Origin of the sequence: Alteromonas sp. LMIT006, assembly GCF_024300645.1 — a bacterium.
GTDB lineage: Bacteria > Pseudomonadota > Gammaproteobacteria > Enterobacterales > Alteromonadaceae > Opacimonas > Opacimonas immobilis.
The window spans coordinates 1,927,822-1,946,367 of record NZ_CP101291.1; the positions used below are offsets into that span (position 1 = coordinate 1,927,822).

Sequence of the window (18,546 nt, forward strand, 5' to 3'; positions counted from 1 at the left end):
TTCGCTTAAATATCTTCTCAAGCAAAAAACCAATAGCTGACGAGAATGGCTGTAAATATTCCAGCACCATCTGCCGCTAGGCAACAAGCAACGGCATTGCGAGTATGTCTCACACCCACTGCGCCGCAATATACTGCGAGTACATAAAACGTCGTTTCAGTCGAACCTTGTAAAACAGATGCCAGGCGCCCCGCAAATGAATCGGCACCGTGATGCTGCATGGTTTCAATCATTAACGCGCGTGCGCCACTGCCACTTAACGGTTTCATTAATGCCGTTGGTATAGCATCAATAAAGCGCGTGTCCATTCCTAGGGCAGCAACGAGCGTTGCCACGCCACCCGTCACGGCATCCATCACCCCACTGGCACGTAACGCACCAATGGCAAACAGCATAGCCACAAGGTAAGGAATGATCGTAATGGCCACATCAAACCCCTTTTTGGCGCCCTCTACAAATAACTCATAAGTATTAAGTTTTTTGCGCCAACCGGTGAGCAGCACGATAACAATAAAGCTAAATAAGAGAAAATTTGCAATCAAAGATGATTCAGACGCCAACACATCTGCAGATAAAGTCGCAAAATAGGCAATCACTGCTGCCAATAAACTAAAAATTGCCACCAAATACAACACAATGACACGCTGAAATAAATTCGTTCCTTGCACAATACAAGTCACAAATAACCCGACTAAAGTGGACGCACTCGTGGCAAATAAAATAGGAATAAAGACATCCGTCGGCGTCCCTGCTCCTTGTTCAGCACGATATAAGAACACGGCTATTGGGAATAGCGTAACTGATGATGTATTGAGAACCAAAAACAAAATTTGTGCATTGGATAAGGTTGTCTCATCCTTGCTAAGACTTTGCATATCTTGCATCGCCTTGATGCCAAATGGCGTAGCAGCATTATCCAAGCCTAATACATTGGCCGACATATTCATGGTAATACTGCCAAGCGCTGGGTGGCCTTGTGGGATCTCGGGCATCACTCGGATAAGAAAAGGCTCCAACACTTTGGCCAGTAATGCAATTAAACCAGAACGCTCTGCAACCTGAAAAATGCCTAGCCAAAATGCCAATAAGCCCACCAGACCAATAGCAATTTCAACGGATAATTTGGCCATCGCCATCATGGCATCCATGACGTCCGAAAACGCCCCGAGATTTCCGAGAATAAATACCTGATATAACGATGCGAGGAAGGCACTGACAATAAAAATCAGCCAAAGAATATGTAACATAACTTATGCATTCATCCATAACGTCTTAATTATTATTATGAATGTGAGAGTAGCATTGAAGTGTTTTCAATGCTACCCGAGGGATGCTGGTAATTGGGTTAATCCCAAGAGAGTAGATTAACGCAGGACCTTTTTGAGACTAGAGACGCAAAAATCAATATTTTTGTCATTGGCTGCATAACCCATCAAGCCAATACGCCACACTTTGCCAGCTAACGCCCCCAAACCGGCACCAATTTCTAAATTAAATTCATTGAGCAACTGTGAGCGCACTGCTGCATCATCCACGCCTTCAGGAATGACCACTGTATTTAGTTGTGGCAGACGAATGGCTTCATCAACTAATAACGACAACCCTAGGTCATCTAGACCTGCTTTGAGTTTTTCATGCATGGTCGCATGTCTTGCCCAAGCATTTTCCAAACCTTCTTCATGTACCAAACGCAGTGATTCATGCAAGGCATATAAGCTATTCACCGGTGCAGTATGGTGATAAGCGCGTTTGGCGCCTTTGCCCCAGTATCCGACAATCAGATTCATGTCTAAGAACCAGCTTTGTACTGCGTGTGTGCGATTTTGAATCCGATGCACGGCTTTGTCAGAAAAAGATACTGGCGATAAACCAGGCACACAGGATAAACATTTTTGGGAACCTGAATAAATTGCATCGATTCCCCAATCATCCACACGTAATTCAGAACCGGCCAAAGACGTTACCGCATCAACAATGGTCAAACAATCGTATTGTTGTGCTAGGGCACATATCGCTTTGGCATCATTGCGCACGCCTGTTGATGTTTCTGCATGAACAAAGGCGACAACGCTTGCTTCAGGATGGGCTTTTAACACATCTTCTATAGCATTCAGACAGTTAGCTTCACCCCACTCTGCCGTCACCATCACCGCTGTGGCACCTATGCGCTCGACATTTTCTTTCATGCGGCCGCCAAATACACCATTTTGACAGACGATCACCGTATCACCCGGCGCCACCAAATTCACAAAACACGCTTCCATACCCGCCGAACCCGGTGCAGAAATAGGCATAGTCAAAGCGTTTTCAGTTTGAAAAACGTACTGTAACAATTCTTTGGTTTCGTCCATTAAGGCAACAAATTGGGGGTCCAAGTGCCCTAAGGTTGGGCGAGATAGCGCGTTCAGGACTTGTGGTGAAACATCTGAAGGGCCCGGGCCCATCAAGGTACGGTTAGCAGGTAAAAAAGTTGAAAACTGGGTCATAGGGTATTTCTTCTCAATAACAAATTTTCAGGATAGTCTAGCGGATTTGTCAAGCCCTGCCCATGCACCATTAGTACTGATTTTCTGAACTATTGTTCACGAAGGCGGATCATGCCCTCTTGCGTGGTACTGGCAATCAGTTTGCCATTTCTATCAATGAATTCACCTTTTACAAAGGCTCGTGCATTGCCTGAAAATGGACTGTGCGTGGCATAGGTGTGCCATTGATTAAAATCTCCCGCTTGATGAAACCACATCGCGTGGTCAATGGTGGCCATACGCAAGCGCTTATCATTTGAGTATATATCATGTGCTTGTAACGCTGTGCTTAAAAAATGATAGTCACTGGCATACGCCATCGCGGCTTGATGCAACGCAATGTCTCCACGCAACTCGCTGTGTGATTTCATCCAGATATGACGTTGAGGGGCAATGATTGGTTTGCCAAACGCTTGAGCCACATTCACGGTGCGCACATCAATCGGCTTGTGGTAGCGTAAAGTGCGTAACTGCTCATCAGATAAAGGCTGGTATTTTTGCGCAAACACATCCACATCGCGAGGCAAACTCTCAGGCTGGGGCAAATCATCCGGTAAAGAGGTATCTTGATGTGAAATGTGCGGTTGGGCATATTGGAATGACGCAGTGGCATAAAAAATGGTCTTGCCATTTTGAATCGCTTTGACCCGACGCGTAGCAAAACTACGGCCATCACGTACGGTTTCGACATCATACAAAACCGGCTGTTTTACATCTCCAGGCAACAGAAAATAAGAATGAAAAGAATGAGCTATTTGTTCCGGTGCCACTGTCTGATAGGCAGCAAAAAGTGCTTGGCCTAATACTTGGCCACCAAATATGGCAGGGAACCCTAGATCCCAGCTCTTGCCACGGAACAAATGTTGTTCAAGGCTTTCAAGTTGAAATAAATCCGTCAATGCAGGTGTGGTCATATTGGGTAAATACCTTAAATATTTTTTACATTACGTGGATAAAACGCATCCGGAGCATACGCTTTGTGAGCAAAGCTACGGGTATCTTTGTACGGTAGCTTCATAAAGCCAGAGATACCAAGGTCGTCGATTAAGGGTAAGCTTCGCATTAACCCCTCTAAATATGAAGTAAATAGTGGGGCTTTTTCGGTTTCAAACAAGGTGAGATTACTATGAATTTTAAGATGCTCTTCATGCACTTCAAAAATGAGGCATCCAGCATGGTGAATGTCATTCATTTTTTCAATGGTTTGGCGGATGATTTTAGGTAATTTTAGTTGCTCATCTGGGTCGTCGCCGTCTTCAAAATACGAATGTTGCTGCGAACTTTTATCCAAGCCTTCAAGGGCTTTGGTCACAAAAGGAATATATTGATTTGACTGCCCTACAAAAACACCGGAAGTATCTCGAGCGATATGTAATGTATCTTTGGCATCAAACAAACAGGCTTTAAAAATACCTTCTCGATGAATCGCTCGAGCTAAGGTGATCATGTTGTTGAGTGCCTGCTCAAACGCTTTCAATTGAAAGGGTTGATGTAACGTCAAATGCGAGTCGACAAAAATCCCATTGGCTTGCCAACGAATCGCTAATCCACCTACTACGGGATACTTGGCCAAGCGACTGACTGCGGCGATAAACGCTTTTTCAGGATTGCCCATGCCTTGGAGATAGTGTTTGTAATACCTTGCAAACTGCGCATCATCGCCCATGGCACTGTGTTCAATAGAACCATCTTGTTCTCGCAAAAAAGATTTGCGCGAGCTGTACACTACCGACTCAATATCGCGCTGACTGTCTTCAAGATAACAAGGGATCATCGCTTGATGAGTATCTTGAAGGCGCTGACTAAATACTAAATTTTGCAAATAATGTGTGTTGTTTTGTAAATACAACGCCCCACCCAATCGATGTTCAGACGCGTCATGAAATAACGCGTTGAGTAAATCTGCGCACATTTTGGGCAAACCGAGTGAATTTGGTGTAATCACTTGAAAGCCAAATCTTGCCCCTTGCGCTGAACATAAAGCATATACGGTACTGGCAAGTCCTTGATAATCAAACGCAGGGCTGGATAACCCACCATTAAGTTGCTCATCACCGATAAAATACACATCGCCTAAACGTGCATTGGATGTGTGTGGGTCATGCGTCATAACAGATAACGCATCATCTGTGGTCGGTTCGCCATGCAAATCAGTCTGTGCAAACACACTGCTCCCCCAATCAATCAGCGACAAGTGCTTAGTTGCCTCATCCCACATCAAATTAGACGGTTTAATATCTCCGTGGATCATGGCACGTCGTTCTGGATTACTGTGATGCAAATGCCTAAAAATATCGAGTAATTGCAGCATGATGGATACGGCCATGTCTGGCGAAATACGGCCATAGCGAATTGAGTATTGCTCCAGATCCATTCCCGGCGCGCGTTCCATCACCAGGATCGATTGCTTATTTACTTGCTCAAAGGCAATGCATTTGGGCACATTCGGATGCGCGACTTGACTGAGCATATACGCTTCTTCGGCCAATCGGTCGTGAATCGACTGAGGTAAATCAATACGGGTGAATTTAAACACCAATGCTTGACCTTGCGTGTCAGTCCCAGCAAAAGCAAACCCATATGCGCCTTTGCCGATGAGTTCGATATCGCGATAACCAAGTCGTTGTAACTCTCGTTCACAAAGCTGAAGCCAGTTTTTGATTTTTTGCGCATCCTGAGAGGCCAATAAATAGATTGATTGGTCCTCGGGAATGTAAAAATGCTGGATCTGATTGGGCTTCATCTAGTGAATAATTTATTCCGGTGGTTTGTGCCAACAAGTCTGTATTGGTTTATCATCAGACGAGATATTCGCTATTTCAGCGACTTCTCGCATAGCATGAGAGACCGCCTCATCGACCTGATATGGACAATTAAGTAACAGCATGCCACTGCCATACATACCGACATTGTGTTCATTGGGATGCGCACGAAATTCAATCGACCAGGCATTTTTGACCGGTAATCGCGCAAGTTCATCGCGCATTTGCTCACTTAATCCCGCTTTATCGCCTGCCCGTTCTGATAACAATGGATACCAGATGGCATAGCATGCGGTCGCCCATTTATTGTTTGCATTACTGACCGCTTGTATGACTTGGTCATACTCGTATTTATCTTCATAGGGGGGATCAATTAACACCAGACCGCGTTTATGAATGGGGGGCACCAACGCCTTGAGTTGAGCAAAGCAATCTACTTGATAGGCATGAGCATTGGCTTTAAAAAGCGTATGAGACAATTCTGTAAACGCACGAGGGTGTAATTCGCTGGCGTGTAGTTGATCCTGTTCACGTAACCAGTGATGCATCATAGCGACTGAACCGGCATAAAATCCTTGCTGATGATGAGCATAAACTTGCTCTAAATACGCTAACAGCAATGGATCGGATACATTGTCACGATGCGCCAATAAACGCGCTACGCCCTCTTGATATTCAGGATTGTTGGACAGTTCTGGCGCATTGAGTGCATAGTGGCCCGAGCCTGCATGGGTGTCAATCAGCGTCGCAGGTTTGGCTTTTTTGGCCAAAAAATTCAAAATGGCCAAAAGCGATATGTGCTTGAGCACGTCAGCATGATTGCCAGCGTGATAAATATGTTGATAACTTAACACAAAGATTCCGTAAAGAAGTTTTGCAGTAGTTTATCGCAATTCGCTTAACATCAATACAGGTTGCATCAAATATCGCATCCACGCATTATTGAATTGCACCATGGTAGCGCCATCAATCACTCGATGATCAGCCGACCAATTTACGGTCATTATGTGCTGCGCTTCCACTTCGTCCAGCTCATTAAATCTGGGTATTTTTTGGATCTTACCTAACGCCACAATGGCCACTTCCGGATGATTGATCACCGGTGTGGCGGTTAGGCCACCAATAGGACCGATGTTGCTGATGGTAATGGTGCCACCGGTGAACGCGTCAGGTGGCAAACGATTGTCCTTGGCTTGATGAATGAGCGTGTTCAGTTCCGTTGCGATGGCAAAAATCGACTTATCGTGCACCCCTTTGATGTTGGGCACAACCAAACCATTCGGTGTGGCGATGGCAATGCCAATATTGTGCTCAGATAGGTATTCAATTTGAGTTTCATCGGCACTGACTCGACTGTTTAAAATGGGATATTCTTTCAGTGCCAACGATAACGCTTTACAATAAAATGGTAACAACGACCATTTAATATTGCGCCTGGTAAATTCTGGAGTTAAAACGGCTTTGAGTTGCAGCATAGCATCCATTCGGCACTCATCAGAAACACTAAAATGCGGAATGGTTCGCACTGAGTGATTCATTTGTTTGAGCATAGCAGCTCTGATACCTTTGAGAGGTTCACTATACGTTGCCGACGACTCAGGGTGTGCAAGGGGGGAAGAAGTAGTGGATGGTTTTAAATCTTCTTTGAGCACCCGTCCTTTTTTCCCACTGCCTTGTATTGAGGCCAAATCAATGCCCATTTCTCTTGCGATACGACGCACGGCTGGACTAGCAATGGCTTTGCCAGATGTTCTTGGCCCTGAATTTTTAGGACCAGAATCTTTAGACACAGTGTCTTTTGAAACATCATTATGCCCTAAAGTGCCATGAGTTGTGCTCTGTGGAGCTAGCTGTTCTGATTGGTGCGATAATTCAGCCAATTGCATCGAAAATAATGGTGCGTGTACTTTGGCAATTTCTCCTGCCTGATAATACAGTTTCTTGACTTTTCCCGAATACATCGCTGGAATTTGCACCGTGGCTTTATCGGTCATGACCTCGGCAACGGGCTGGTCTTCAACGATATCCTCACCTTCTGCAACCAGCCATGTCAATAGTTCGCATTCAATAATGCCTTCACCAATATCCGGTAAAATAAACTCTTTCGTGATAGCCGATGTCTGCGTTTCAGATACGTTTTGTGTGGTTTGCATTTTTATTCTCCTTAAAAATGCACAGCGTGCATAATGGCCTCAAACGTTTTGAGTGCATCAGGCATATATTCTTTTTCGTGTGCCAACGGATAAGGGGTATCTAACCCGCAAACCCTTGCAATTGGCGCTTCGAGGTGCAAAAAGCATTCGCTTTGCACCACAGCAGCAATTTCACTGGCAAAGCCGCCGGTTAATGGCGCTTCGTGATTAATCAAGCAACGACCTGTTTTGATCACGGATTGGCATACCGTTTCGCGATCCCATGGCAAGATGGATCGTAAATCAATAATTTCGCACGACACGCCATGAGACAGTGCTTTTTGCGCCGCTTGCTGAACGACTTCAACTTGCGCCCCCCACGCCACCAACGTAATGTCACTACCCTCTTGTACCAGGTCCGCATGACCTAATGGCAATTCATAATCCATCTCAGGCACCTCTCCAACACTGGCTCGATACAGTCGTTTGGGCTCCATAAATAACACTGGATCATTTGCGCGAATACTGGACAACAAAAGACCTTTGGCTTGATACGGATTACGCGGGATCACAACTTTGATCCCAGGTACGTGCGCAAAAAACGCTTCAGGCGATTGAGAGTGATAATGACCTCCCGCGATACCCCCACCGTAAGGCGTGCGAATGGTAAGCCCACCCACCGTAAATTGACCGCCCGAACGATAGCGAAACTTTGCCGTTTCATTCACAATTTGATCAAAGGCGGGATAGATATAATCGGCAAATTGTATTTCGGCAACGGGTTTGGCACCTTGTGCCGCTAAACCATTGGCAAATCCCAATATGCCTTGTTCAACTAGTGGCGTATTAAAACAGCGTGCTTTACCAAAAGTGCTTTGCAAATTGGAGGTTGCTCTAAATACACCGCCAAAATGTCCCACATCTTCGCCCATCACCATCACTCTTTCATCGGCCTTCATTGCAGTGTGCAGAGCTTGATTCACGGCTTGTAATAAATTGAGCTGTGCCATTATTGAACTCCTTATCCTGGTTCATCAGAGGTGGTTTGCTGCGATGTTTTTGGGTAGGCTTCAGGGTATTTGTTGACATGCATTTGTAAGGCATCAAGTTGGTCTTGTAAATGAGGTTCAACCTGGGCATAAACATCGGTTACGATCTCAGCTAATGGTGCAATCGCTTGCTTTTCAGCAAATTTCACCGCAGCCAATAAGTCAGAACGCGTTTGAGTAATAAATCCATCTAAGGCTTTCTCATCTAGCCAACCGACGTGTTGCAAATATCGATGCATGCGCATGATGGGATCTTTTTCTCGCCACAGGGCTTCTTCATCGCGAGAGCGATAACCACTTGGATCATCAGAGGTAGAATGCGCAGCAAGGCGATATGTCATCGCTTCGATTAACACCGGACAATTATGTTTTAAAGCATAAGTACGAGCCTCTTTAGATGCGACAAACATAGCGAGTGCATCATTGCCATCGACTCGTATTGTGTGAACACCATATCCAATGCCCCTTGAGGCAATGCCATCGCCTTTAAATTGCTCATCCGCTGGAGTAGAAATGGCATATCCGTTGTTGCGACACAAAAAGATGCAAGGGCATTCTAATACTGCCGCCATATTAAGCCCAGCATGAAAGTCTCCTTCAGAGGCAGCCCCTTCACCAAAGAAACACAAGGTAATTGCGTCTTCGCCGGACATTTTTTGACCGTAGGCATAGCCTGCCGCTTGTGGGATTTGCGTACCGAGAGGAGACGATACGGTCATAAAATTAAGCGCTTTGTCGCCATAATGAATGGGCATTTGACGTCCTTTGTTGGGATCGAGTGCGTTAGAGAACATTTGATTCATAAACTGAATGGCAGTATAGCCACGATACGCTAAGGCACCTTGTTCGCGATATTGCGTCATGATCATATCGCGCATTTCAACACCAGCAGTTGCCCCGACAATGGCGGCCTCTTCGCCAGTACACGCCAAATAAAAACTGATCCGCCCTTGCCGCTGAGCCCCCACCATTCTCTCGTCAAGGATGCGGGTAAAATGCATGGCATAAAACAGCTTCATGGCAGTATCTTTATCCCAAGCATCGCGATATTGCACGTTGAGAATGTCGCCATTTGAATTTAATAATTGCAACATGGGCATGGGCGCAGATTGCTTATTGATAAGATTCACTGCTTGAGTTGCTGAGATTTGTGCCATATGATCGCGTTTGGAAACGGGATCCAAGGAATTTTTGGCTGTGCTTTGTGTGATTTCTGACATATCTGCAACGCCTCTTTGTAACAAATATGTTAATAATATAGTCAAATTTCGTTAAGGTTTTATTCCATATTTTGCCCAGCTAGAAGACATAAATAGGATGTTTATTCTACTTTTTGGTTGTAACTGATAATATCCATCATTTAAGAGCATTCTTTTGACCGACACTCGCACACCTGCATCGCACTTATTGCATCTGGCATGGCCATTGTTCATTGCGCTGATTACGCAAATGCTCATGGGCGTCGCCGATACGATAATGGCTGGACAATACAGCGCAGATGATATGGCTGCAATAGCTGTCGGTGTGTCCTTGATCAACCCGTTACAATTTTTTTTACAAGGCGTAGCCCTTGCCCTTGTGCCTCTTGTCGGGCATGCCGTTGGATCAGGGCAACCATACAAAATCCCAATATACGTTAGACACATGTTGCTGGTGGTCTTGACATTAAGTGTATTGGGAGCGAGTTTGCATTGGTATTTACCCAACATTCTCGGCTGGTTCAGTGTGCCAGATAATATGTACCCAATGACGTATGAATACGCACAATGGATGTTGTGGGGATTGCCTGGCTTTGCATTGTATCAAGTGGTTCGGCAAACTTGTGAAGGATTGGGTATTACCAAACCCACCATGTTAATTATGATCATAGGTTTGTGTTTGAACATTCCATTAAATGCGGTATTTGTCTATGGCTTGGGCCCAATTCCTGCCTTCGGCGGCCCCGGTTGTGGTATTGCCAGCTTCATTGTGTATTGGCTCATGGCAATGATGACGGTTGCCTATACAAAATATGCGCAATTCATGAAACCTTATCACATATGGCAATTTGGCCAAATTAACCTTTCACAACTGGCTTTGGTGTTAAAACTGGGATTGCCTATTTCGTTTACCTTACTGGCTGAAGTCACGCTTTTTGCTGCAGTGGCATTATTGGTTGCCCCCTTAGGCACCGTCCAAGTGGCAGCACATCAAATTGCGATTAATTTCTCATCTTTGGTCTTTATGTTACCGCTCAGTATTGGCATGGCAACCGCTATTCGACTGGGACATCTGCACGGTGAAAATAACTCAGTTCAATGTCGACAGACGTTTTTTTCAGCCGTTAAATTAACAACGTCCATGTCACTGATTACCGCTGCTCTTACTGTCCTTACGGCTAGTACCATCGTTCAAATCTATACTTCTGATAGCAATATCTGGCCACTTGCGACCCAAGTGTTATTTTTGGGTGCCCTATTTCAAATCTCTGATGCCATTCAGGTGGTGTCTGGTAATGCACTGCGCGGATACAAAGATACTAAATGGCTGTTTGGAATTTCGTTTACAAGTTATTGGGTGATTGGATTACCTCTAGGATACTGTTTAAGTTTGACTGACTTGCTATTGCCAGCACTGGGAGTAAGAGGATTTTGGATAGCGATTATTATTGGATTGACCTTTGCCGCAGTAGCCTACTCTGCTCGTATTCGATATTTTCACACACATTATTTACATGTATAAGATAGAGATTAAATAGATCAATACCAAAGTATAAATTTAAAAAAAACAATGTAGTGGTATGTTTGAACTATAATTAAATAATGATGACGACCTTTTGATATTCATGAACACCGTTTCAATTGACATAATCAACCCTTTTATCGTCTATTTTTTAGCGGCGTTCTACACTATTGTTGCGTTATTTTACACCGTTATTATCAAACTCAAAAAAAGCACTAGTTGCAGCAATACTTTAGTCAATATGGGGAAAACCCACTCGTTACATTGGTATAATCATGTCACATTTCGCGTATTTCGTATTGCTATATGGACTGCGTGTGTTGTGCAAGTGTTCCTACCGGAAATAAATTATTATCTAGGGCTTTTTGATGAATTGTTAAACCCTGTCGTGCAAACTATTGGGGTCAGTTTGATGATGATGGGTTTCAGTTTAGCGATTTACTGTAATTTAGTACTTGATAAATCATGGCGTTCGGGCATTGATCAAGATTCTAAACCTGGTTTGGTTACTCATTTGATCTATGCACGTTCACGTAACCCCTCCTATCTTGGGGTAGCCACATCACAATTCGGATTTTTCATGGCATGGCCGACTGTGTTTAGTTTAGTGTGTTTGCTCGTAGGATTGATTGCTTTGCGAATACAAATTCACTTGGAAGAACAATTCTTGCTCGATTTATACAAAGACGAATATAAGATGTATATAGAGAATGTACCTAGGTATATTTAATGCATTTCAATGAGATATAAAAAAAGCATCTAAAAGATGCTTTTTTCTTATCCTTAAACCGCTTAGAGAGCCAGACCTAAACGCTTAGCAACTTCAATATAGGTTTCCACAACCGAACCTAGACCTTGGCGGAAGCGGTCTTTATCCATCTTATTACGCGTCTCTTTATCCCATAAACGACATCCATCTGGACTGAATTCGTCGCCTAAAACAATATTTCCTTGACTATCCACACCAAACTCAAGTTTATAATCCACTAGCAACATATCACCTGAATCAAATAATTGGGTTAGCACATCATTGACTTTAAAGGTTAAGGCTTTCATCTTATCAATTTGGTCTTGAGTTGCCCATTCAAACGCAATGATGTGATAATCATTGACCATAGGATCGTGCAACGCATCGTTCTTTAAGAAAAATTCAAACGTTGGCGGAGTCAGTGCAATCCCTTCCTCAACGCCTAAACGACGACATAAAGAACCCGCTGCGAAATTGCGTACCACGCACTCAACTGGGATCATATCGAGTTTTTTGACCACACATTCAGTGTCTGAAAGCAATGATTCCACTTGCGTAGGTACACCAGCCGCTTCAAGCTTTTGCATAATAAAGTGATTGAATTTGTTATTCACCTCACCTTTGCGCTCAAGCTGCTCAATTTTTTCACCATCGAACGCAGAAGTATCATTGCGGAATTCCAAAATTAAGTGGTCAGGACTGTCAGTATAAAAAACAGTTTTTGCTTTACCACGGTATAGTTCATCAAGTTTTTGCATGGGTTGCTCGATTAAATATCTAAATTATCAAGGGCAAAGTTTTCCGCTATAATAGGGAAAATCTCTGACGTTTTTGCCGCACTAAACGGCTGACTTGTTTCATCCTTGAATGTAATACTGGTTTTATTGGCACTGAGTGCTTTGACGGTTATCCGATAATCATCTTCAGTCAATGGTAATTGCTCGTTCGAGCCAAACCAACCACTGAACCAAGAACTTTCACTAGGCTGATAATTAACGAAGACAAGACCGTTTGATTTGTCTAAATCTTTCACATTAAAGCCTAACTTACGTAACACCAACTGAAATTTTGGCCAAACAATATCGTACTCTGAATCCAAAACAATCGCACCGTTGCCATCCGCATCAAAACCGAGTTCAGCCATGATCCCTGAACGAATTTGAGCAAGGCGTTGCTGACTTTCTATTTTTTGCTCTAGAGAATACTGACGAATAATGCCGTTGAGCAACTCAGCCTCTAATTCACGTTTCAGGAACGGATCGATATTATCAACTAGGTCAGCCCCATCAGCTACCACCAAATCAGTTAATGTAACAGATAACCGAGCGGTTCGACCATGTGAGGCTGGCTCAATGTTAAGTGAAAAACGCTTACCAACTTCTTGGCTTTCATCGCCAAAATCATACCAAGCCTTGTCACCTGATTCATTGGTCAAAATCCAATCAGTAGTTATGACATTACCTGCTTGGCTCGGAATACTGAATCCGATAGATTCATTTTGCAGGTGAGTGAATACTCGACGAAGCACTAAATCACGGATGTCGGACTCGTCATCTAACTTATCAAACACTGCTGAAGTCAGCGTTTGGGCTTCTTCAAGATAAGTCCCTTGTGCAGTAGCCAACACCAGCGCCGGTGCAACAACAGGTAGGTCTTCGCCATAGAGGTGATTTACTTGGTTGCTGATAGGAGGGATCTGATAATCGGTATTGACAACTGGTTTGTCTAACCCATCTGGAATAAGTAATGGCTTAGGCGCAGGTGTCTCAAGGTAAGCTTTGCTACCAGACGCCGTACGACGCTCATCAACGCTTGAACAAGCAAACAATGCACATGAAACACATAAACCAAGCAACGCTCGCTGTGTGGGTTGTCGCATAATGACCCTTTATTATTGTATTAATTTTATGAAATTAAGTGATAGTCACGTAATGTGCTTTCGATTGTACTCTGACTAGAAAGTTCCGGCAACACTAGAGGTAAGCGCAATGTGGGTGATGCGATTTTGCCCATTTTGAATAAACACCATTTGGGCATCACTGGATTGGCCTCTATAAACAAATCACTGTGCAATCGTTCAATTTGTGCATCGATTGCTAATGCTTCGTCTATATTACCTGATAATGCCGCTTCACACATTAATTTCATTTGCTTAGGCACAATATTGGCACTGACAGAAATGACACCATCACCGCCTTGCGTCATAAAGGCAGCCCCTGTGCTATCGTCGCCACTTAAAATCAAAAAGTCATCTGGACAAAGATTGCGCAAATTTTGTAAGCGATTCAAATCGCCCGTAGCATCTTTTACCCCAACAATCATTGGGTGTTGGGCAAGCTCAGCCACTACCTCATCAGACATGTCAACGACCGTTCGCGACGGTACGTTGTACAATAAAATAGGCAATTTGGCAGCATTGGCAAGCGCGGTAAAATGCGCTAACAATCCCGCTTGTTGAGGTTTGTTATAATACGGCACAACGCTCAAATATCCATCAATTCCAAGATTAGCCATTTGATCTTGTAAATAAATAGCTTCTTCGGTTGAGTTAGCACCGCTACCGGCAATACACATACAACGCCCCGCAATGGCTTTTACCGTCGCCTTGATGACGGCGATATGCTGTGCAAAAGGTAAAGTAGCTGATTCGCCTGTCGTTCCAACCGAAACAATGCCGTGCGTACCTTGTTCGATATGCCACTCAACTAACGTATTGAGTGCATCAAAATCGACATCACCAGATTCTGTCATCGGAGTGACCAAGGCCACAAAACTACCTTTAAACATATTGAGCTCCAAAAAATCAAGGCGACGAGTTTACCGATTCCAAGCACTCTAAGCAATAGGACAAAAGTCAAAATGAACTGATCTCACTGATGTTTTTCAGTGTAAACTAGACAACATACAACAATCTGGAGTGAAACTATGAAATTTCTTGCAGCCGGCAACCCTGCCCCGCAATTTGAGTTACCCGATCAAGATGACAACATCGTAAAATTAAGTGATTACGCAGGCAAAAAAGTCCTTGTGTATTTTTATCCGAAAGCCATGACGCCAGGATGTACCGTGCAAGCTCAAAATTTGCGCGACGTCAAAGCAGAATTAGAAGCACTTAATGTGGTGGTCTTTGGCATTAGCCCTGACCCGGTCAAACGCTTACCAAAATTTATTGAAAAAGAATCTTTAAATTTCACACTACTAAGTGACGAAGATCATCAAATTGCCGAAGCATTTGGTGTGTGGGGACCCAAAAAGTTTATGGGGAAAGAATACGATGGGATTCATCGGATTTCGTTTTTGATTGATGAAGAAGGCAAAATTGAGAAGGTCTTTGATAAATTCAAAACCAAAGACCATCACGAAGTCGTATTAGATTATTTAAACGCCTAAGCGTTTTCGACAACCTTACTCGATGGATCTTCTGCCGGTCTCAAGACCGGCGTTGACCACGCATTCAATACAGCCTTGACCAATGTGGCTAAAGGAATGGCAAAGAACACACCCCAAAATCCCCATAAACCACCAAAAAACAATACAGCGATGATAATGTAGAGCGGATGCAGACTCACTGCTTCTGAGAATAAGATTGGCACCAATAGGTTCCCATCTAGGGCTTGAATAATAAAGTATGCCAACATCAAGTAACCAAATTCGGCGCCAAAACCCCATTGAATGAACGCCACAAGCACCACTGGAATGGTCACTACCGCTGCGCCTATATAAGGAATAACCACAGATAACCCAACGAGCACGCCAAGTAACATGGCATAGCGCAAATCCATTAGGGCAAAGGTGACGCATGAGACAGCACCAACAATGAGGATCTCAATAACCTTGCCGCGAATATAATTGCCAATCTGAACGTTCATTTCGCTGCTCACTTGGCGAATCAGGCGACGCTCATTAGGTAACAATGTGCCAATATTGTCCATCAACACCTGTTTATCTTTAAGCATGAAGAACATCATTAATGGTACCAAAATCATATACACTAGCATGGCACCAATACCAACCAACGAAGCAAACGACATACTGATTAAAGCTTGTGATGCTCCGACGACTTTTTGATTGATTTCGCTATTAATTGAACGGATCTGCTCAGCTTGCACTAATTCGGGGTAAGAATCAGGCAATGTCAGCATCCAAGCTTGCAATTGTTGCCACAAACTCGGTACTTCTTCGATAAAGTTGACAGTTTGTTGACTAATGGTTGGTAGAAGGCTGATTAGACTGATGAGCATAAATCCAATAAATCCCAACATCACCGCACAGGTGGCCAATAAACGAGAGGATACGGATTGCTCGACTCGCTGCACAGCCCCTTCGAGTAAATACGCTAAGGCAATGGCCACCAATACTGGCATCAAGTAACCGCCAAGTAACACTAATACGGCACTGACAACAATAATCAGAATCAGAAGCATAAGAGCGTCGGGGTCTGAAAATGTTTTTTCGTACCATTTGCCAATGAGTGAAAGCATTGTATGAAGAATCCTTTTGACTTAACTTACATTAGTGTAAAGTTTCTTTGTTCGACACACTAGTATCAAATTGATATTTATTGAACTATTTTTACGTTGCATAGTCTTTAGGTTGAACGTTAGGAGAACCCCTTGCTCGATAAAAATATACGTTTTTTGTTCTATTTAACCCTTACTTTAGCACTGACATTGACGATCAGCTTTGTGGCCATGAACCCTGCCATCGCGCAAGCCAACAATAAAAATATCCTTCCTGAAATTGGTGTGGTTGCTGCCAATACTCTTTCTTTACAAGATGAGGTCGAGATTGGTGGCGTGTATTTTTCTCAATTACGAGGACAAGGTGCGGTGCTTCAAGACCCGGTTGTCCAGCAATACATTCAAAGTCTTGGCAATGAATTAGTAATTCATGCCGATAATACCAAATTCCCGTTTACCTTCTTTGTGGTAAATAACCAAAGCATCAATGCGTTTGCTTTTTTTGGTGGGCATGTAGGGATCCATACTGGATTATTTTATCACGCGGATGATGAAGCTGAGTTGGCCGCAGTACTCGCTCACGAAATCGCTCACGTGACCCAACGGCATATTGTGCGTCGCATGGCTGCTCAAGAAAAAGCCTCTCCACTGCAAGTTGCTTCGATGATTGGTGGGGCAATTTTGATGATGGCTTCCCCTCAAGCTGGTATGGCAGCGATTTATGCTGGTCAAGGAGCATCGATTCAACAATCCATCAATTACACCCGTGGCAATGAAAAAGAAGCCGACCGAATTGGTATTAGAATCTTAGCCGAAAGCGGTTTTGACCCATACGCAGCAGCCAGATTCTTTGACAAAATGACCGAACAAACGCGCTGGGGATCAAAGCCTCCTGCCTTTTTGTTAACCCACCCTGTATCTACTACCCGTTCTGCGGAAGCTCGAAATCGAGCGGCTAATTTGCCATCACAGAAAAGACCTTCAAGCTTAGCATTCCACTTGGTGAAAGCACGCATCGTTGCACGTTACTTTCACACTGCAAACCACAATATCACATGGTTTGAGGAGCAATTAAACAAACAAACTCTGCTGCCTGAGGCTGCTGAGTACGGACTAGCAATTGCGCATATGCGCAAAGATGAATACGCTCAAGCGTTGGCGTACTTGTTGCCTTTATGGCGAAAAGATCCAGAGAATTACGCTTATGTAGACGCGTTAACTGACATCTACATTGGGCTTGGGAAATTCAGTGACGCCCAAGCTCTCCTTGAGCCCCTCAATGATGCAATGCCTAATAATCCTGTGATTGTGCTCAATTATGCCAATCAATATATCGAAGCAAAGCAATCACAAGCAGCAGTGGATTTGTTAAAAGACTTTGTGATGGTGCACCCTGAGAACACTCTAGGTTGGCGTTTATTGTCTAATGCACATGCCAGTCTGCAATCTCCTATGTTGATGCATCAAGCCAATGCTGAGTGGTATTACCTTTTGGGGGCCTATCGCAGAGCGATAGAAGAACTGCAATTTGCGTTGAATTACGCTGAATCGCATTTGGTGAAGCAACGCATGCGAGCAAGGATGGATCAGTTCAGAGTCAGTGAAGAAAGAATGAAAACATTAGTAAATACTTAAACGACTTAGTCAGCTAGTATCGCTTGGTTTATTGCACTTTTGAGTGTCTCAAATGTTTGTTCGCCGAGCAATGGACCATGCACTGTGCTATTTTTGATCATAAAGGTAGCGGGTAAATAATTAGGTTTCGCAATCGGAAAATTTTGTCCAACATCGGCGATCAAGGCAAACTGCATATTGTATTTACGACGTATCTCGTCAAGTTCAGCTGCGCTTAACGGATCATAACTTACCGCAATAAAGGTCATGTTAGGTTGTTGTTTCACCCACTCATCCAATGCGTTGAGTTCAGGTATTTCTTTGATGCACGGGGCACACCATTCGGCAAAATAGTTCACAATGACTGTTTCTTGATTAAGTTGTGACCAGCGATAGGCTTTTTCATCAATGTCATAAAAATCTGCTTGCTGGTGTTGATAAACCAATACCCCACAGGACATGGCAAGCAAAGCCACCACAAAAATAATCAAATTCGACTTGTTCATTGTTGTTCTTTTCTTCGTAGTTTATATTG

At 43.7% G+C, this 18,546-nt stretch carries 17 protein-coding genes; 4 read left to right on the forward strand and 13 right to left on the reverse strand.

Going from position 1 to position 18,546, the window contains the following annotated elements:
* Window positions 1-17: 17 nt before the first annotated feature.
* The 8 genes from NLG07_RS08975 to NLG07_RS09010 all read right to left on the reverse strand — a co-directional run bounded on the left by NLG07_RS08975 (window position 18) and on the right by NLG07_RS09010 (window position 9,688).
* Window positions 18-1,247 (reverse strand): nucleoside recognition domain-containing protein, encoded by a 1,230-nt coding sequence (locus NLG07_RS08975; protein WP_254855124.1) that lies wholly within the window; start codon window positions 1,245-1,247, stop codon window positions 18-20.
* Between the two features lie 117 nt (window positions 1,248-1,364).
* Window positions 1,365-2,486: an alanine--glyoxylate aminotransferase family protein gene (locus tag NLG07_RS08980; RefSeq protein ID WP_254855125.1), complete on the reverse strand. Its 1,122-nt coding sequence runs from the start codon at window positions 2,484-2,486 to the stop codon at window positions 1,365-1,367.
* A gap of 89 nt (window positions 2,487-2,575) precedes the next feature.
* Complete coding sequence (locus NLG07_RS08985) at window positions 2,576-3,439, reverse strand: acyl-CoA thioesterase II (RefSeq protein ID WP_254855126.1); 864 nt, start codon at window positions 3,437-3,439, stop codon at window positions 2,576-2,578.
* A 14-nt stretch (window positions 3,440-3,453) separates the two neighbouring features.
* On the reverse strand, window positions 3,454-5,268 hold the full coding sequence (locus NLG07_RS08990; RefSeq protein WP_254855127.1) for a phosphotransferase: 1,815 nt from the start codon (window positions 5,266-5,268) through the stop codon (window positions 3,454-3,456).
* Between the two features lie 12 nt (window positions 5,269-5,280).
* Entirely contained in the window at window positions 5,281-6,141 is an 861-nt protein-coding gene (locus NLG07_RS08995; RefSeq protein WP_254855128.1) for a 23S rRNA (adenine(2030)-N(6))-methyltransferase RlmJ, read from the reverse strand.
* Window positions 6,142-6,171: 30 nt separating this feature from the next.
* Window positions 6,172-7,440 carry a 2-oxo acid dehydrogenase subunit E2 gene (locus NLG07_RS09000; RefSeq protein ID WP_254855129.1) on the reverse strand — a complete coding sequence of 423 codons (1,269 nt, stop codon included), beginning with the start codon at window positions 7,438-7,440 and terminating at the stop codon, window positions 6,172-6,174.
* A gap of 11 nt (window positions 7,441-7,451) precedes the next feature.
* Window positions 7,452-8,429: an alpha-ketoacid dehydrogenase subunit beta gene (locus NLG07_RS09005; RefSeq protein WP_254855130.1), complete on the reverse strand. Its 978-nt coding sequence runs from the start codon at window positions 8,427-8,429 to the stop codon at window positions 7,452-7,454.
* An 11-nt stretch (window positions 8,430-8,440) separates the two neighbouring features.
* Window positions 8,441-9,688 carry a thiamine pyrophosphate-dependent dehydrogenase E1 component subunit alpha gene (locus NLG07_RS09010; RefSeq protein ID WP_254855131.1) on the reverse strand — a complete coding sequence of 416 codons (1,248 nt, stop codon included), beginning with the start codon at window positions 9,686-9,688 and terminating at the stop codon, window positions 8,441-8,443.
* A 154-nt stretch (window positions 9,689-9,842) separates the two neighbouring features.
* On the opposite strand from NLG07_RS09010, the gene NLG07_RS09015 reads away from it, so the two are divergent.
* Window positions 9,843-11,189 carry an MATE family efflux transporter gene (locus NLG07_RS09015; protein WP_254855132.1) on the forward strand — a complete coding sequence of 449 codons (1,347 nt, stop codon included), beginning with the start codon at window positions 9,843-9,845 and terminating at the stop codon, window positions 11,187-11,189.
* 103 nt (window positions 11,190-11,292) lie between these two features.
* On the forward strand, window positions 11,293-11,919 hold the full coding sequence (locus NLG07_RS09020) for an isoprenylcysteine carboxylmethyltransferase family protein (protein WP_254855133.1): 627 nt from the start codon (window positions 11,293-11,295) through the stop codon (window positions 11,917-11,919).
* 62 nt (window positions 11,920-11,981) lie between these two features.
* On the opposite strand, the gene purC is transcribed toward NLG07_RS09020, so the two are convergent.
* The 3 genes from purC to dapA are packed head-to-tail and all read right to left on the reverse strand — an operon-like array spanning window position 11,982 to window position 14,724.
* On the reverse strand, window positions 11,982-12,695 hold the full coding sequence (gene purC, locus NLG07_RS09025) for a phosphoribosylaminoimidazolesuccinocarboxamide synthase (RefSeq protein ID WP_254855134.1): 714 nt from the start codon (window positions 12,693-12,695) through the stop codon (window positions 11,982-11,984).
* A gap of 11 nt (window positions 12,696-12,706) precedes the next feature.
* Window positions 12,707-13,816 carry an outer membrane protein assembly factor BamC gene (gene bamC, locus NLG07_RS09030; RefSeq protein WP_254855135.1) on the reverse strand — a complete coding sequence of 370 codons (1,110 nt, stop codon included), beginning with the start codon at window positions 13,814-13,816 and terminating at the stop codon, window positions 12,707-12,709.
* A gap of 26 nt (window positions 13,817-13,842) precedes the next feature.
* Window positions 13,843-14,724 carry a 4-hydroxy-tetrahydrodipicolinate synthase gene (dapA, locus tag NLG07_RS09035; RefSeq protein WP_254855136.1) on the reverse strand — a complete coding sequence of 294 codons (882 nt, stop codon included), beginning with the start codon at window positions 14,722-14,724 and terminating at the stop codon, window positions 13,843-13,845.
* Between the two features lie 138 nt (window positions 14,725-14,862).
* Between dapA and bcp the strand changes: the two genes are divergently transcribed.
* Window positions 14,863-15,327, forward strand: a complete 465-nt coding sequence (bcp, locus tag NLG07_RS09040; RefSeq protein ID WP_254855137.1) for a thioredoxin-dependent thiol peroxidase — start codon at window positions 14,863-14,865, stop codon at window positions 15,325-15,327.
* On the opposite strand, the gene NLG07_RS09045 is transcribed toward bcp, so the two are convergent.
* Window positions 15,324-16,418 (reverse strand): AI-2E family transporter, encoded by a 1,095-nt coding sequence (locus NLG07_RS09045; RefSeq protein WP_254855138.1) that lies wholly within the window; start codon window positions 16,416-16,418, stop codon window positions 15,324-15,326. The genes bcp and NLG07_RS09045 overlap by 4 nt on opposite strands.
* A gap of 132 nt (window positions 16,419-16,550) precedes the next feature.
* Between NLG07_RS09045 and NLG07_RS09050 the strand changes: the two genes are divergently transcribed.
* A complete protein-coding gene (locus tag NLG07_RS09050; RefSeq protein WP_254855139.1) occupies window positions 16,551-18,032 on the forward strand; it encodes a M48 family metalloprotease in 1,482 nt (493 codons plus the stop codon).
* Window positions 18,033-18,037: 5 nt separating this feature from the next.
* Here the strand turns inward: NLG07_RS09050 and NLG07_RS09055 are convergent, their stop codons facing one another.
* Window positions 18,038-18,517 (reverse strand): TlpA disulfide reductase family protein, encoded by a 480-nt coding sequence (locus tag NLG07_RS09055; protein ID WP_254855140.1) that lies wholly within the window; start codon window positions 18,515-18,517, stop codon window positions 18,038-18,040.
* Window positions 18,518-18,546 lie beyond the last annotated feature (29 nt).

Bases quoted from the DNA above. Each gene is read 5' to 3' on its own strand.
- NLG07_RS09020 (WP_254855133.1), top strand. From the start codon at position 11,293: ATGAACACCGTTTCAATTGACATAATCAACCCTTTTATCGTCTATTTT.
- bamC (WP_254855135.1), bottom strand. From the start codon at position 13,816: ATGCGACAACCCACACAGCGAGCGTTGCTTGGTTTATGTGTTTCATGT.
- dapA (WP_254855136.1), bottom strand. From the start codon at position 14,724: ATGTTTAAAGGTAGTTTTGTGGCCTTGGTCACTCCGATGACAGAATCT.
- NLG07_RS09010 (WP_254855131.1), bottom strand. From the start codon at position 9,688: ATGTCAGAAATCACACAAAGCACAGCCAAAAATTCCTTGGATCCCGTT.
- NLG07_RS09005 (WP_254855130.1), bottom strand. From the start codon at position 8,429: ATGGCACAGCTCAATTTATTACAAGCCGTGAATCAAGCTCTGCACACT.
- NLG07_RS08990 (WP_254855127.1), bottom strand. From the start codon at position 5,268: ATGAAGCCCAATCAGATCCAGCATTTTTACATTCCCGAGGACCAATCA.
- NLG07_RS08975 (WP_254855124.1), bottom strand. From the start codon at position 1,247: ATGTTACATATTCTTTGGCTGATTTTTATTGTCAGTGCCTTCCTCGCA.
- NLG07_RS09045 (WP_254855138.1), bottom strand. From the start codon at position 16,418: ATGCTTTCACTCATTGGCAAATGGTACGAAAAAACATTTTCAGACCCC.
- NLG07_RS09000 (WP_254855129.1), bottom strand. From the start codon at position 7,440: ATGCAAACCACACAAAACGTATCTGAAACGCAGACATCGGCTATCACG.
- purC (WP_254855134.1), bottom strand. From the start codon at position 12,695: ATGCAAAAACTTGATGAACTATACCGTGGTAAAGCAAAAACTGTTTTT.
- NLG07_RS09055 (WP_254855140.1), bottom strand. From the start codon at position 18,517: ATGAACAAGTCGAATTTGATTATTTTTGTGGTGGCTTTGCTTGCCATG.
- NLG07_RS08980 (WP_254855125.1), bottom strand. From the start codon at position 2,486: ATGACCCAGTTTTCAACTTTTTTACCTGCTAACCGTACCTTGATGGGC.
- bcp (WP_254855137.1), top strand. From the start codon at position 14,863: ATGAAATTTCTTGCAGCCGGCAACCCTGCCCCGCAATTTGAGTTACCC.
- NLG07_RS08985 (WP_254855126.1), bottom strand. From the start codon at position 3,439: ATGACCACACCTGCATTGACGGATTTATTTCAACTTGAAAGCCTTGAA.